Consider the following 14571-nt stretch of genomic DNA (forward strand, 5'->3'; position numbering starts at 1 on the left):
TCTCACTTTCCCTGGTTCGTCGTGCTCGCGGCTGCCGCGCTGCCACCACTGTCGGACACGTCGGTGCCCATCACATCGGTGGCCGCGCTCGCGGCGGCGCGGGCGGGGTTGGTCTCGTTGATGCCGGGGGCTCGGCTCGCGCCCGACGCCTTGGCGGCCTTGATCGACTCCTTGCCGGCCTTGACGACCGCGTCGGCCGTGATGCCGAACTCGCGGAAGAGGGTCGCGGCGTCGGCGGAGGCGCCGAAGTGCTCGATGCTGACGATCCGGCCGGAGTCGCCGACGACGTCGTGCCAGCCCATCGAGATGCCCGCCTCGACGCTCACCCGGGCCCGGACGGCCGACGGCAGCACCTTCTCCTGGTAGCCCTTCGTCTGCTTCTCGAACCACTCGCGACACGGCATCGAGACGACGCGCGTCGCGATGCCTGCCTTCTCGAGCTTCTCGGCCGCCTCGACGGCGAGCTGCACCTCGGAGCCGGTCGCCACGACGATCAGGTCGGGCTTGCCGGCCGTCGACTCCTCGACGAGCACGTAGGCGCCCTTGGCGACCCCGGAGACCTTGCCGTACTTCTTGCGGTCCCAGGTCGGCACGTTCTGGCGGGTCAGGCAGAGGGCGGCGGGGCCGTCCTTCGCGGCCAGGATCTGGCCCCAGGCCGCCGCGGTCTCGTTGGCGTCGGCCGGGCGCACCACGGCGAGGCCCGGGATGGCACGCAGCGCGGCGAGGTGCTCGACGGGCTGGTGCGTCGGGCCGTCCTCGCCGACGCCGATCGAGTCGTGGGTCCACACGAAGGTGACGGGCACCTGCTGGATCGCGGCGAGGCGCACGGCCGGGCGCATGTAGTCGGAGAAGACGAGGAAGGTGCCGCCGTAGGGCCGGGTCAGGCCCTGGAGCGCGATCCCGTTGAGGATCATGCCCATGCCGTTCTCGCGGATGCCGAAGTGAAGGGTGCGTCCGAAGGGGCCACCCTTCCAGCTGCTCGTCTGCTTGTCGGTCGGGACGAAGGAGGGCTGCCCCTCCATCGTCGTGTTGTTCGAGCCGGCGAGGTCGGCCGAGCCGCCCCACAGCTCCGGCATCACGTCGGCGATCGCCGTCAGCACGTCACCGGACGCCGCACGGGTGGCGACGCCCTTGGCGTCGGCCGGGAAGGTCGGCAGCGCCTTGGCGAGCCCTTCCGGAGCCTTGCCCGATTGGATCCGGTCGAGCAGCCTGGCGCCGTCGGGGTTGGCCTTGCGCCAGGCCTTGAAGCCCTTGTCCCACTCGCGGTGGGCGGCCTTGCCGCGCCTGACGACGTCGCGCGCCTGCTTGAGCACGGCGGGCTCGACGACGAAGGACTTCTTGGCGTCGAAGCCGAGCAGCTCCTTGGTGGCGCCGATCTCCTCGTCGCCGAGGGCGGACCCGTGCGACTTGCCGGTGTTCTGCTTGGTCGGGGCGGGCCACGCGATGATCGTGTGCAGCACCACGAGGGTCGGCTTGTCGCTGACCTTGTCGCCCGAGCGGATGGCCGCGAGCAGGGCGTCGAGGTCCTCGACGTAGGTCGCGCCGTCGGCGTCCTTGCGCCAGTCGACCTCGACGACGTGCCAGCCGTATGCCGTGAAGCGGGCTGCCACGTCCTCGCTGAACGCGATGTCGGTGTCGTCCTCGATCGAGATCTGGTTGGCGTCGTAGACGACGGTGAGGTTGCCGAGCTCTTGGTGGCCGGCGAGCGCACAGGCCTCGTGGGACACGCCCTCCTGCATGTCGCCGTCGGAGGCGATGACGTAGACGTGGTGGTCGAAGGGGCTCGTGCCCGGCTTGGCGTCGGGGTCGAAGAGGCCGCGCTGGCGGCGCTGCGCCATGGCCATGCCGACGGCGGAGGCGAGACCCGAGCCGAGGGGACCGGTCGTGATCTCGACGCCCTTGGTGTGGTGCACCTCGGGGTGACCCGGCGTCTGCGAGCCCCAGGTGCGCAGCGCCTTGAGGTCGTCGAGCGAGAGGCCGTAGCCGGAGAGGTAGAGCTGGACGTACTGCGTGAGGCTCGAGTGGCCGCACGACAGGACGAAGCGGTCGCGGCCGAGCCAGGCGGGGTCGCTCGGGTCGTGCGTCATGACGTTCTGGTAGAGCAGGTAGGCCAGGGGAGCGAGCGACATCGCGGTGCCCGGGTGGCCGTTGCCGACCTTCTGCACGGCGTCGGCCGCGAGCAGTCGCGCCGTGTCGACCGCGCGCACGTCGAGGTCGGACCAACCCGCCTTCTTCGCCACCGGGCTCGGCAGCCCGGGATCACGTCCCGCCAGCGGTCCGGCTGCCTTCGCCTTCCTCGGAGCGCTCGGACGGGTGGGCTTCTTCGCCGACGTGGCGGTGCTGGTCACGAACGGGTCTCCTTCGCCAGAAAGGTGGATCTCACGTATGCCGCGAGCCTAGTCCCAGCGCGGATGCCGTTGACGGCACGACCGGTTCGTGGTCACGTGCCCGGCATCCGCACGGGCGTGGGCCGCGGGCAGGGAGCGAGAGGTGTGAGAGAGGTGGTGGTCGACCGGCCGACGGGTGACGGAGTGAAGCGCTCCGGCGGTGACGGTCTAGACTTGCGACGCCATGCTCCGTACCCGCCCGTCGGAGCGACGAACCCAGCGATGAGGATCTCAGTGACAACGGTGGACCCCCGCGCCGACCTGTCGGCGCTGCACGGTCCCGACGGCAGTGGACCCACGTTCGTCCTCGGGCAGTACGTCTCGCTCATGAAGCCGCGGATCATCGAGCTGCTGCTCATCACGACGATCCCCGTCATGTTCCTCGCGCAGCAGGGCGTGCCCGACCTCTGGCTCGTCGTCGCCACCGTCGTCGGCGGCACCCTCTCGGCGGGGTCGGCCAACACCCTCAACTGCTACATCGACCGCGACATCGACGCCGTCATGCACCGCACGAGCAACCGGCCCCTCGTCACGGGCACGGTCTCGCCGAGGGGAGCGCTCGTCTTCGGGATCACCCTCGCCGTCGTCTCCACGCTGTGGCTGGGGCTGCTCGTCAACTGGCTGAGCGCCGGGCTCGCCCTCGCGGCCCTGCTCTTCTACGTCTTCGGCTACACCCTGCTGCTCAAGCGGCGCACCACCCAGAACATCGTGTGGGGCGGTGCCGCGGGCTGCATGCCGGTGCTCATCGGCTGGTCGGCCGTCACCGGCTCGGTCAGCTGGTCGGCCTTCATCCTCTTCATGGTCATCTTCTTCTGGACGCCGCCGCACTACTGGCCGTTGTCGTTGCGCTACAAGGACGACTACGCCAACGCCCACGTGCCGATGCTCCCCGTGGTCGAGCGCTTCGTCGTCGTGGCGAAGCAGATCGTCGCCTACTCCTGGGCCATGGTCCTCACGTCGCTGGCGCTCATCCCGGTGCAGTCGATGGGGTGGGTCTACACCGTCGCCGCCGTCGTGTCGGGTGCGCTCTTCCTCGCCGAGGCCCACCGTCTGCTCGCGCGCGCCCGGGCCGGTGCCGCTGAGGACGCCCTGCGGCCGATGCGCCTCTTCCACTTCTCGATCACCTACCTGACGATCCTCTTCGTCGGCGTGGCGCTCGACCCGATCTGGCACGTCGCGCTGCCGCTGCCGGGCTGACCACCGGCCCGCGGGCCGACCGTCGGCTCGCCGATCGTCAGCACCCTGTAAGGACTTCGGGGCGTCCGCCCGACGAGCAGCGGGCGAGAATGGCGCCATGACCGCACCCCGTCCCGTCCTCGCCGTCGTCGCGTCCGGCCTGCTCCTCGCCCTGGCCGGCTGCGGCACCGCCGCCGAGCCGAGCGCGACCACCCCGGCCGCTGCCTCGGCCGCCGCCACCAGCACGATGGCCGACAGCTCCGAGGCATCGCCCACCACCTCGATGACCACACCGATGACAGAGACTCCGACGAGCGCGCCGGCTGCTGCCTCGGCGGGCTCCTACATCGACTACGCGACCTACGCCCAGGACCCCGCGGCCGCCACGGGGAAGGTCGTGCTCTTCTTCCACGCGACGTGGTGCCCGATCTGCCGAGAGGTCGAGGAGTCGCTGACGAGCGCGCCCGTCCCCGCTGGACTGACCGTCGTCAAGGTGGACTTCGACGATGCCGGAGAGCTGCGCCAGCGCTACGGCGTCACGATCCAGCACACCTTCGTGCAGGTCGACCCCGCGGGCCGTCAGCTGGCCAAGTGGAGCACCGGCACGACAGCGGACGAGATCCTCGGCAAGACCGTCTGATGCTCGCCGTCGTCGGGGCGCTCGTCGCCGGGGTGCTGACGACGCTGGCGCCCTGCGTGCTGCCCCTGCTGCCCGTCGTCGTCGGGGGCTCCGTGCAGGACGCGGACCCCGCGGCCCGTCGCCCCCGCGTGCCACGGGCCGTCGTCGTCACCGCCTCGCTCGGGCTCTCCGTGGCGCTCTTCACCCTCCTGCTCCGTGCCTCGACCGCCCTGCTCGGTGTGCCGACCGAGGTGTGGAGCGCGGTGTCGGGCCTCGTGCTCGTGCTGCTCGGCCTCGTCATGGCGCTGCCCGACGTGTGGGAGCAGATCTCCTCGCGCCTCGACCTGCAGGCGCGGTCGGCGCGCCGCCTCGGGGCCGCCCGGGCGACCGAGGGCACGACCGGGGCCGTGCTGACCGGAGCGGCGCTCGGGCCGGTCTTCACCTCGTGCAGCCCGCTCTACGCGTACGTCGTCGTCACCGTGCTGCCGGCCGAGCCGGCGCGCGGGCTCGTGCTGCTCGCGGCCTACGTCGTCGGCCTCTGCGCCACCCTGCTCGTCGTGGCCCTCGCCGGGCAGCGCGTCGTGCGCCGGCTCGGCTGGGCGGCCGACGCGCACAGCGCGTTCCGGCGTGGGCTGGGCGTCGTCTTCGTGCTCGTGGGCATCGCGGTGTTGCTGGGGTGGGACCGCGACCTGCAGAGCTGGCTCATCGAGCACTCGCCGGTGCGGCCGTGGGAGCTCGACTCCGGCTTCATCCCCGAGTGACGTCGCCCTGCGGCCGGTGCCGACGGTCAGTCCGCATGCACCGGGCGGCTGTCCTCGAGGTAGAGCGTGCCGACGTCACCGGGCGACTGCACGAGGGCGTCGAGCAGCCGTGCGTTGTAGGGCGCGACGCGAGCGCGCCACTCGTGGGGGGCGGCCCAGTGCACGCCCTGGATCTCGCGGGCCTCGAGACGGGCCGCGTCGGTGAAGTGAGGGTCGACGACGCCGAGGTCGAAGACGAAGACCGTGGCGTCGCCCCAGCCGAGCAGCGGCGGCAGCCAGTTGACCGCGAGCAGCGAGCGCACCGTGACGTCGAGGGAGAGCTCCTCACGCACCTCGCGCACGACGCACTCGGCCGGTGACTCACCCCGGTCGACGACGCCGCCCGGCAGGTCCCACTCCCGCTTGTAGACGAGCTCGCAAAGCAGCACGCGCGACGTCTCGTCCGTCGCCCCATCGGCCGGCCCGGCTCGCAGGACCCCCTGCGCGATGGCCCGCTTCGTCGGCAGGCTCGAGTCGAGCAGGGCGGTGAAGCCCTCGCGGGTGCCGGGCGGCGGGTCGTCGACGAGCCGTCCGAGCAGGACGGTGTCGTGCACCTCACCCCCCAGGGTGGTGTTGCCGCGCAGCAGGCCCTCGCGCCGCAGGCCCGCGCGGTGGGCGGTGCGCAACGAGGCCCGGTTGAGCGGGTTGACCTCGGCCTCCACACGGCGCAGACCCAGCTCGTCGAAGGCCCAGTCGACGAGGAGCCGCACGGCCCGGGAGGCCACGCCGCGACCGCGGTAGGGCGCATACGTGATCCACGACAGCACGCCCACCCCGTCGGAGCGTCGGCGCACGTCGACAGAGCCCGCCGCCTCGCCGCGCCACTCGACGAGGAAGGTGGCCTTCGACCGCGAGTCCGACCACTCGGCGTGCGTCTGCGCCACCCACGCCGCGTGGCGGTCCATCGTGGGAGGTCCCGTCTCTACGTCGAACCAGCGTGCGATCTCGTCGTCGTGCAACAGCCGGGTGGGCTCGATGTCGGCTGCGGTCCACGGGCGCAGGCGCAGGTCGCCGTCGTCGAGGGCGGGCTGCTCGTCGCTCACCCGTCACACCCTACGGTCGCCGAGCTGTCAGACGGGGTGGCGCCGCATCGCGAGCACGCCCCAGGTCAGGGCGGCCACGAGCAGGCTCGCACCGAGCATGTGCAGGAGCACGAGGACGACCGGCAGGGCAGTGAAGTACTGCACGTAGCCGATGACTCCCTGGGCGAGCGTGACTCCGAGGACGACCCACCACGCCCGGCGCACCTCGTCGGCCCGGGCGGTGATGAGCACCGCGACGAGGGTCGCGACGACGAGCCCGGAGAAGAGCATCACGGTGTCGGCGTGCAGCCACGACACGACCCGGGGGTCGAAGCCGGTGCGGGCGGGGGTGTCGGCGTCGCCCGAGTGCGGCCCCGAGCCGGTGACGATGGTGCCGAGCACGACGACGACCGCGCCGACAAGGCAGGTGAGCAGGCCGACGACCCTCGCCATCGGGTGGACGAGCAGCTCGCCCGGGCCGGAGACGTCGTCACGCGAGCCGCGCACGAGCATGGTCGACAAGGCGATGAGCACCATCGAGAGGAGGAAGTGACCTGCGACGAGGTAGGGGTTGAGGCCGGTGAGCACCGTGATGCCGCCGAGGATCGCCTGTGCCGGGATGCCGGCGAGCACACCCAGCGCGACGAGCTGGAGCCGGCCACGCCTGGGCCACTGCGTCAGCACGGAGTAGAGCGCGGCGATCGCGAGGATCACGACGACGAAGGTGAGCAGCCGGTTGCCGAACTCGACGAGGTCGTGGATCGAGCTCTCGTCGGTGCGCACCGGGGTGAAGGAGCCGGGCATGCACTCGGGCCAGGTGGGGCACCCCAGGCCGCTACCGGTGAGGCGCACGACACCGCCGGTGACGACGATGCCGATCTCGGCGACGAGGTTGGCGATGAGGATGCCGCGCGCCCAGCGGAGCGGCATGACCGGCAGACGGGAGGTCACGGTGGAGACGAGCGACACGAACGAAGCGTAAGCGGTGGCCCGCGCGCCGTCGCCCCCGCCCCACCCAGCGGGGGGTCAGCCCGAGGTCAGCACGAGTCAGCCCAGACCGGCCCAGGTCACCTGGGCACCGGCGTGCCCGGCGAGCCCGACCGTGATGATGGCGGAGAGAGCCGAGACGACGAGCAGGATCGCCAGGGGGATCTCCAGGTTGCGCCGCCGGGGCTCGTCCTCGTCCGGGGTTCGCAGGAACCACGCAGAGGCGAGGCAGAGCACCATGAAGACGAGGCAGAGCAGCTTGGCGCGGTCGCCCCACTCGACGTGCTCGGCGAGCAGGTCGAAGTCGGTCGTGCTCGCCCGCACCTGCGACACCCGGCGCTGCAGCTCCTCGCCGCTCTCGGCGGCGACGAAGGCCGTCACCCCGGAGATGAGGCCGCCGACGGCCACCGGCCAGCGAAGCACGTGCCGCCAGGTCGGCCGCACGGCGAAGGCGATGGCGACGAGGGCCGACAGCGGCACGAGCACGACGACCGCGTGGATGATCAGCGGGTGCATCGGGAGCCCGAGGATGTAGTCGAACACGGTCGCCTCCAGGTGGTCGGGGGTCAGGTGGTGCCCTTGCGGCTGAGTGTGCCCTACGGATCAGTCGTCGAAGCGGAAGAAACGCACGGCCAACGCGGTGGCGAGGGCGCCCCACACGACGACGACGCCGAGGGCCGGGAGGTTCAGGGTGCCCTCGACGAGGGCGGAGCGCAGGCCGTCGGCCAGCCCGGCCGACGGCAGCAGCGCCGCCACTGCGGAGAGGCCGTCGGGCAGCTGGGTGCGCGGCACGACGACCCCGCCGCCGACGAGCAGCAGCACCCACAGCAGGTTGGCGAGCGCGAGCACCGCCTCGGCCCGCAGGGTGCCGGCGAGCAGCAGCGCCAGCGCCACGAAGGCCCACGTGCCGACGATGACGAAGAGGACGGCATACGGCAGGCCCGAGAGGTCGGGACGCCAGCCGAGCGCGACGCCGAGCGCGGCGATCACGGCGATCTGCAGGATCTCGACCGCCAGGGTCGCCACCACCTTGGCGGTGACGAGGCCACCCCGCCCGAGCGGGGTGGTGCCGAGGTAGCGCAAGACGGCATACCTGCGGTCAAAGCCGGTCGAGATGGCCTGCGAGGTGAAGGAGGCCGAGATGACGCAGAGGGCGATGACGCCCGGCACCGCGACGTCGATCCGCTCGCCCGGGCCCAGCGAGGGGGAGTCAGTGGCGTAGAGGCCGACGAGCACGAGAGCGGGCAGCACCATCGAGACGAGGAGCTGCTCGCCGTTGCGCAGCAGCGTCGAGGTCTCGAAGCCGGCCTGCGCGAGGATGCGCCGGGCCGGAGCCGCCGCCCGCGTGGCCGGCCGCGGGGGAGCGGTGGTCATGCCGCCCCCTTCCGGGTCAGGCTGAAGTAGACGTCCTCGAGCGAGCGGGCGCCGACGACGTCGTGCAGGGCCCCCTGCGCCACGGTGCGTCCGGCACTCATGATCACGAGGTGGTCGGCGAGACGCTCGGCCTCCTCGAAGGAGTGCGTCGTCACGACGATCGTCGTGCCGGCGTCGCGCAGCTCGCGGATGAGGTCCCACACGTCGAGCCGCCCGTGGGGGTCGAGGCCGGCGACCGGCTCGTCGAGGAAGAGCACCTCGGGGCGGCCGAGCAGCGCGGCGGCCAGGGCGAGGCGCTGCTTCTGCCCCCCGGAGAGGCGCCGCACGGTCGTGCCCGCGAAGTCGGGCACCCCGAGGCGCGCGGCGACCGCGGCCACGTCGGCGGGCTCGGCGTAGAAGCGGGAGAGGTGCTCGAGCAGGCGCATCGGGCGCGCGCCGTTGGGCAGGCCACCGCTCTGCAGCATGACGCCGACGCGGGCCCGCTGGTCGGGCCCGGCGGTGGCCGGATCGACGTCCAGCACGCGAACGGTGCCCGCGTCGGGGCGCCGCAGCCCGACGGCGCACTCGATGGCGGTCGTCTTGCCTGCGCCGTTGGGTCCCAGCACTGCGGTGACCCTGCCCGAGGGCGCTTCCCAGGACAGGCCGTCGAGCGCGTCGACGGTGCCGAAGCGTCGACGGACGTCGGCCAGTCTCACCGCTGCGGTCATGGCTGATGAGTCTAGGCTCGGTGCCACCGCACCCGTTGACCGCCCGCCGGTCGGCCCGCGGACCGCCACGACGACGACGCGGCCGCCCGGCTGCCGACCACCCGAGACTGGGAGAGCCCGACCCGTGAAGATCGACCCGGCCGCTCGGCCGTTCACCGCCATGGCTGCCGTGCCGACGGTGGTCGCCGCCCTCGCCCGACGACCGCGCACGACGCTCGCCCTGGGCCTGCTCACGGCCGGGGTGACGCTCTTCTTCCGCGACCCCGACCGCACTCCGGACCTGTCGCCGGTCACCGATCCCGACGTCGTGCTCGCGCCGGCCGACGGCATCGTCACCCACGTCGGTGAGCCGCAGCCGGGCATCGCGCCGCCGGGAGAGTGGCAGCAGGTGAGCATCTTCCTGTCCCTGCTCGACGTCCACATGAACCGCTCGCCCTACGGCGGCCGGGTCATCGACGTCACCCACACGCCGGGGCGGTTCCTCGCGGCCTACCGCGCCGAGAGCGCGATGAAGAACGAGCGCAGCGAGATCATCGTCGAGCGCGTCGTGCGGGGCGTCCCGCGCCGCGTCGTCTACCGCCAGCTCGTCGGTCAGCTCGCGCGGCGCATCGTCACCCGCATCGAGCCCGGTGACGAGGTCGCCACCGGCGAGCGGATGGGCCTGATGAAGTTCGGGTCCCGGATGGACGTCTTCGTGCCACCGGAGGTCGTGCTCGAGGTCACCAAGGGCAAGCGGGCCGTCGGCGGGGAGACGGTCCTCGGCCGCTTCCCCGCCACGGGCCCGTCGTGAGCCCGGGGGGCGACGCCGGCGCCGGAGTGACGGGGGGCGACCACGAGGCCGAGGGCAGCGAGGGCGCCGAGGGCGCCGAGGGCACCCCGAGCCGCCGGGCGCGCATCGGTCGGCGCTTCCAGCTCGTGTCGGCCACCGGAGCCCGTGTCGTGCCGTGGAGCCGGCTCAACCCGCGGGTCCGCGCCCGCGCGGTGCTCCCTAGCCTCTTCACCCTCGGCAACATGATCTGCGGCTTCTCGGCGGTGCTGCTCTCCTTCCAGAGCGAGTACCGCACCGCGGCGGTGCTCATCGCCGTGTCGATCGTGCTCGACATCGCCGACGGCGCGGTCGCGCGGGCGGTCGGGGCGATCACCCCCTTCGGGCTGCAGTTCGACTCGCTCGCCGACCTCATCTCCTTCGGCATCGCACCCGCCGTCCTCGTCTACACGTGGGCGCTGCCCGCCTACCCCGCGTGGGCCTGGGCCGGTGCGATGTTCTGGCTGGCCTGCGCGGCCTACCGGCTGGCCCGCTTCAACGTCACCATCGACCCGCTCGCCGACAAGCGCTACTTCATCGGGCTCGCGAGCCCTGGGGCGGCGGGTGTCGTCATCGCGACGGTCCTCGCCATCGGCGAGCCGCTCTACGACTGGGCGCCGCTGCTCCCGGTCGCGGCCGGCGTGCTGCCCGCAGCTCTGATGGCCTCGTCCTTCCGCTTCCGGTCCTTCCGCGACCTGCTCTCGCCGCGTCACCTGCGCATCTCGGTGCCGCTCGGCGTCCTGCTGGTGCTCGGGCTCGCCCTCTACCCGGGCGCGACCGCCCTCGTCGTCGCCTACGGCTACGTCCTCACCTGTCCGCTGGGGTGGATCACCGCCCCGCTGCGGCGGCGGTGGTTCGGACCCGACGCCGTCGCCCCGCCGCGCCGTCGCCTGCCGTCAGTCATCATGCCGCCGGAGTCCGACCCCGACTACATGGACCCCGAGGCCGACGACGACTCCGTCGACGGCAGTGCTCCCGCTGGCACGGCCGCAGGCGCCTCCGACGACGCGTCCAGACGGGGTCAGCGCGGCGGCCCGGCGACTTAGGTGACCCTGACTGGATGTCGCCGGGGTAATTAGGTCACAATGGTGTGGTGTTTTTCCCTGAGCAGCCGCAGCGCGAGCCGAAGGACGGCGACCACGCCTCCCCGCTCGAGTCGCGCACGCGCTCCCGGGTGCTGCACATGGTCTCCTCCGACGGCCCGGTCACCGCTGCCGAGCTGGGTCGCCACCTCCAGCTGACCCCCGCCGCCGTGCGCCGCCACCTCGACGTGCTCGTCGAGCAGGGCGCCGTCGAGGAGCACGAGCCCACCGCGGCCCGACGTGGTCGGGGGCGTCCTGCCCGCGCCTACGTCGTCTCCGACGCCGGCCACAGCGCCCTCGAGGCCGACTACGACTCGCTCGCCCTCGAGGTGCTGCGCTTCCTCGAGACCACTGCCGGTCCCCGGGCCGTCGCCGACTTCGCGCGCAGCCGCGTCGCCACCCTCGAGGAGCGGTATGCCGTCCGGCTCGCCGACGCGGGCACCGACCCTGCCGTGCGCACGGCAGCCCTCGTCGAAGCCCTCAGCGAGGACGGCTTCTCCGCCACCGCCCGGCCCGTCGGTGCGGGCGGCCTGACGGGCGTCCAGCTCTGCCAGGGCCACTGCCCGGTGCAGCACGCCGCCGCCGAGTTCCCCGCCTTCTGCGAGGCCGAGACCGACGCCTTCTCGCGCCTGCTGGGCGTGCACGTGCAGCGGCTCGCCACCCTCGCGGGCGGCGACCACGTGTGCACGACCTTCGTGCCGACCGTCGTCCCGACGGGTGATCTCACCCGGCATACGCGGAAGAGCCCCGAGCCGACCGGTGTTGACGCACCCGAGGCCATCACACGGCATACCGCACGGGGCGCCGTCCCGAGTGGCACCGACAGCACCGACCACCCCGACAGCACGACCACCCCGACGCGAACCCCACGGCACGACCGCACGCACGTCAAGGAAGGTTCCTCATGACCACCCACATCGAAGAGCTCAACCCGGGACTCAAGGGCATCGGCACCTACGAGTACGGCTGGGCCGACAGCGACGCCGCCGGCACCAACGCGCGCCGCGGTCTCAACGAGGACGTCGTGCGCGACATCTCGGCCCGCAAGAACGAGCCGGAGTGGATGACGAAGCTGCGCCTCAAGAGCCTCACGCTCTTCGGCAAGAAGCCCATGCCGTCGTGGGGCTCCGACCTCACCGGCATCGACTTCCAGAACATCAAGTACTTCGTGAAGTCGACCGAGAAGCAGGCGGCCACCTGGGACGACCTGCCCGAGGACATCAAGAACACCTACGACCGCCTCGGCATCCCCGAGGCCGAGAAGCAGCGTCTCGTCTCCGGCGTCGCGGCCCAGTACGAGTCCGAGGTCGTCTACCACCAGATCCGCGAGGACCTCGAGCAGCAGGGTGTCATCTTCCTTGACACCGACACGGCGCTCAAGGAGCACGAGGACCTCTTCCGCGAGCACTTCGCGACGGTGATCCCCGCCGGCGACAACAAGTTCTCGGCGCTCAACACCGCCGTGTGGTCGGGTGGCTCGTTCATCTACGTGCCCAAGGGCGTCCACGTCGACATCCCGCTGCAGGCCTACTTCCGCATCAACACCGAGAACATGGGCCAGTTCGAGCGCACGCTGATCATCGCCGACGAGGGCTCCTACGTGCACTACGTCGAGGGCTGCACGGCGCCGATCTACAAGTCGGACTCGCTGCACTCGGCCGTCGTCGAGATCATCGTCAAGAAGAACGCCCGCGTGCGCTACACGACGATCCAGAACTGGTCCAACAACGTCTACAACCTCGTCACGAAGCGCGCCACCTGCGAGGCCGGCGCGACGATGGAGTGGATCGACGGCAACATCGGCTCCAAGGTGACGATGAAGTACCCCGCCGTCTTCCTCATGGGCGAGTACGCCAAGGGAGAGACGCTCTCCATTGCCTTCGCCGGCGAGGGCCAGCACCAGGACACCGGCTCCAAGATGGTGCACGCCGCCCCCCACACGAAGAGCTCGATCATCAGCAAGTCGGTCGCCCGTGGCGGCGGTCGCGCGTCCTACCGCGGTCTCGTGCAGGTGCTCGAGGGCGCCTCGCACTCGGCCTCGACGGTGCGCTGCGACGCCCTGCTCGTCGACACGATCAGCCGCTCCGACACCTACCCCTACGTCGACATCCGCGAGGACGACGTCTCCATGGGTCACGAGGCCACGGTCTCCAAGGTGTCCGAGGACCAGCTGTTCTACCTCATGTCCCGAGGCATGGCCGAGGACGAGGCCATGGCGATGATCGTGCGCGGCTTCATCGAGCCCATCGCGCGTGAGCTGCCGATGGAGTACGCCCTCGAGCTCAACCGCCTCATCGAACTCCAGATGGAAGGAGCCGTCGGCTGATGCCCGTTGCCGACACGCTCGTCGACACGGATGCCTCCGTGACCGACGCCAGCCCCACCCCGCACGTCGACCCGCAGAGCGCCGCGGCGTTCGGTTTCGTGCCCCAGCAGTCGCGCGCCGAGCGCGCGGCGTCCTTCGACGTCGCGGCGTTCCCGTTGCCCTCGGGCCGTGAGGAGGAGTGGCGCTTCACCCCGGTGAAGAAGCTCTCCGCCCTGCTCGCCGAGGGCGCCACGGGTCACCTCGACTGGACCACGAGCCTGCCCGAGGGCGTCACGACCTCGACGATCTCGGCGGCGCAGGCCCGTGACCTCGGTGCACTGCCCCCGCAGGACCGCGCGGCCGTCGTCGCCGCGGCGTCGGCCGACGGCGCTGTCCTCGTCGACGTGCCGGCCGATGCGGAGCTCACCGAGCCGGTGCGCATCCGCCTGCACGGCACGGGCCCCGACCCGGTGCACGGTCACGTCGTGGTGCGCGCCGGCCGCTTCTCCAAGGCTGTCGTCGTCGTCGACCACACGGGGAGCGCGAGCCTCTCGCAGCTGCTGTCCGTCATCACCGGCGACGGGTCCGACGTCACCGTCGTGTCCGTGCAGCGCTGGGAGGACGACGCCCTCCACCTGGCCCAGCACGACGCGCTCGTCGGCCGCGACGCCCGCTTCAAGCACGTCTCGGTGACGCTCGGCGGCAAGGTCGTGCGCGTCAACGCCAACGTGCGGTATGCCGGTCCGGGCGCCGAGGCGACCCTGCTCGGGGTCTACTTCGCCGACGCAGGCCAGCACCTGGAGCACCGCTCCTTCGTCGACCACAACGCGCCGCACTGCAAGAGCCGCGTCACCTACAAGGGCGCGCTGCAGGGCGACACCGCCCGCACCGTCTGGGTCGGCGACGTGCTCATCCGGGCCGAGGCCGAGGGCACCGACACCTACGAGCTCAACCGCAACCTCGTGCTCACCGACGGCGCCCGCGCCGACTCGGTGCCCAACCTCGAGATCGAGACAGGTGAGATCGAGGGTGCCGGGCACGCCTCTGCGACGGGGCGATTCGACGACCTGCAGCTCTTCTACCTGCAGTCGCGCGGCATCACCGAGGACGAGGCCAAGCGTCTCGTCGTGCGCGGCTTCTTCGTCGACGTCATCCGGGAGATCCCGCTCGCCGACCTGCGCGACGAGATCACCGCGGCGATCGAGGACGAGCTCGCGACGACCGACTACGCCGCCCCCACCCAGCAGACCCCCAGCCAGCACGACGGCGCGTACGCCAGCCCGTACGCCAGCAAGGAGAACTGACCC

14 protein-coding genes are annotated in these 14571 nt (G+C 71.8%); 8 read left to right on the forward strand and 6 right to left on the reverse strand.

Annotation, left to right across the window (positions count from 1 at the left end):
• Window positions 1–2: 2 nt before the first annotated feature.
• On the reverse strand, window positions 3–2348 hold the full coding sequence (tkt, locus tag LG278_RS10320) for a transketolase (protein ID WP_404386772.1): 2346 nt from the start codon (window positions 2346–2348) through the stop codon (window positions 3–5).
• A 261-nt stretch (window positions 2349–2609) separates the two neighbouring features.
• Between tkt and LG278_RS10325 the strand changes: the two genes are divergently transcribed.
• The 3 genes from LG278_RS10325 (at window position 2610) to LG278_RS10335 (ending at window position 4943) form a co-directional block, all read left to right on the forward strand.
• On the forward strand, window positions 2610–3584 hold the full coding sequence (locus LG278_RS10325; protein ID WP_404386774.1) for a heme o synthase: 975 nt from the start codon (window positions 2610–2612) through the stop codon (window positions 3582–3584).
• A 97-nt stretch (window positions 3585–3681) separates the two neighbouring features.
• Window positions 3682–4203, forward strand: coding sequence for a thioredoxin family protein (locus LG278_RS10330; protein ID WP_404386776.1), 522 nt, complete (start codon window positions 3682–3684; stop codon window positions 4201–4203).
• Window positions 4203–4943, forward strand: coding sequence for a cytochrome c biogenesis CcdA family protein (locus LG278_RS10335; RefSeq protein WP_404386778.1), 741 nt, complete (start codon window positions 4203–4205; stop codon window positions 4941–4943). The genes LG278_RS10330 and LG278_RS10335 overlap by 1 nt, the downstream gene beginning before the upstream one ends.
• A 26-nt stretch (window positions 4944–4969) precedes the next feature.
• Here the strand turns inward: LG278_RS10335 and LG278_RS10340 are convergent, their stop codons facing one another.
• The 5 genes from LG278_RS10340 to LG278_RS10360 form a co-directional block, all read right to left on the reverse strand.
• Entirely contained in the window at window positions 4970–6025 is a 1056-nt protein-coding gene (locus LG278_RS10340) for an NUDIX hydrolase (RefSeq protein WP_404386780.1), read from the reverse strand.
• A gap of 27 nt (window positions 6026–6052) precedes the next feature.
• Window positions 6053–6973: a heme A synthase gene (locus LG278_RS10345; RefSeq protein ID WP_404386782.1), complete on the reverse strand. Its 921-nt coding sequence runs from the start codon at window positions 6971–6973 to the stop codon at window positions 6053–6055.
• Between the two features lie 78 nt (window positions 6974–7051).
• Entirely contained in the window at window positions 7052–7534 is a 483-nt protein-coding gene (locus tag LG278_RS10350) for a DUF2231 domain-containing protein (RefSeq protein ID WP_404386784.1), read from the reverse strand.
• A 60-nt stretch (window positions 7535–7594) separates the two neighbouring features.
• Window positions 7595–8365 (reverse strand): ABC transporter permease, encoded by a 771-nt coding sequence (locus tag LG278_RS10355; protein WP_404386786.1) that lies wholly within the window; start codon window positions 8363–8365, stop codon window positions 7595–7597.
• Window positions 8362–9072 (reverse strand): ABC transporter ATP-binding protein, encoded by a 711-nt coding sequence (locus LG278_RS10360; RefSeq protein ID WP_404386788.1) that lies wholly within the window; start codon window positions 9070–9072, stop codon window positions 8362–8364. Before LG278_RS10360 ends, LG278_RS10355 begins: the two co-directional genes overlap by 4 nt.
• Window positions 9073–9196: 124 nt before the next feature.
• On the opposite strand from LG278_RS10360, the gene LG278_RS10365 reads away from it, so the two are divergent.
• Genes LG278_RS10365 through sufD form a run of 5 tightly spaced genes read left to right on the forward strand, consistent with a single transcriptional unit; the run spans window position 9197 to window position 14568 of the window.
• On the forward strand, window positions 9197–9862 hold the full coding sequence (locus tag LG278_RS10365; RefSeq protein WP_404386790.1) for a phosphatidylserine decarboxylase: 666 nt from the start codon (window positions 9197–9199) through the stop codon (window positions 9860–9862).
• Window positions 9859–10923 carry a CDP-alcohol phosphatidyltransferase family protein gene (locus LG278_RS10370; RefSeq protein WP_404386792.1) on the forward strand — a complete coding sequence of 355 codons (1065 nt, stop codon included), beginning with the start codon at window positions 9859–9861 and terminating at the stop codon, window positions 10921–10923. Before LG278_RS10365 ends, LG278_RS10370 begins: the two co-directional genes overlap by 4 nt.
• Window positions 10924–10970: 47 nt before the next feature.
• Entirely contained in the window at window positions 10971–11867 is an 897-nt protein-coding gene (locus tag LG278_RS10375; protein WP_404386794.1) for a helix-turn-helix transcriptional regulator, read from the forward strand.
• The gene (gene sufB, locus LG278_RS10380) at window positions 11864–13285 is read left to right on the forward strand and encodes a Fe-S cluster assembly protein SufB (RefSeq protein WP_404386796.1); all 1422 of its coding nucleotides are present in this window, start codon (window positions 11864–11866) and stop codon (window positions 13283–13285) included. Before LG278_RS10375 ends, sufB begins: the two co-directional genes overlap by 4 nt.
• Window positions 13285–14568, forward strand: coding sequence for a Fe-S cluster assembly protein SufD (gene sufD / locus LG278_RS10385; protein WP_404386798.1), 1284 nt, complete (start codon window positions 13285–13287; stop codon window positions 14566–14568). The genes sufB and sufD overlap by 1 nt, the downstream gene beginning before the upstream one ends.
• The last annotated feature ends 3 nt before the right edge of the window (window positions 14569–14571 follow it).

The organism is Humibacillus xanthopallidus (assembly GCF_044793955.1).
Taxonomy (GTDB): domain Bacteria; phylum Actinomycetota; class Actinomycetes; order Actinomycetales; family Dermatophilaceae; genus Humibacillus; species Humibacillus xanthopallidus_C.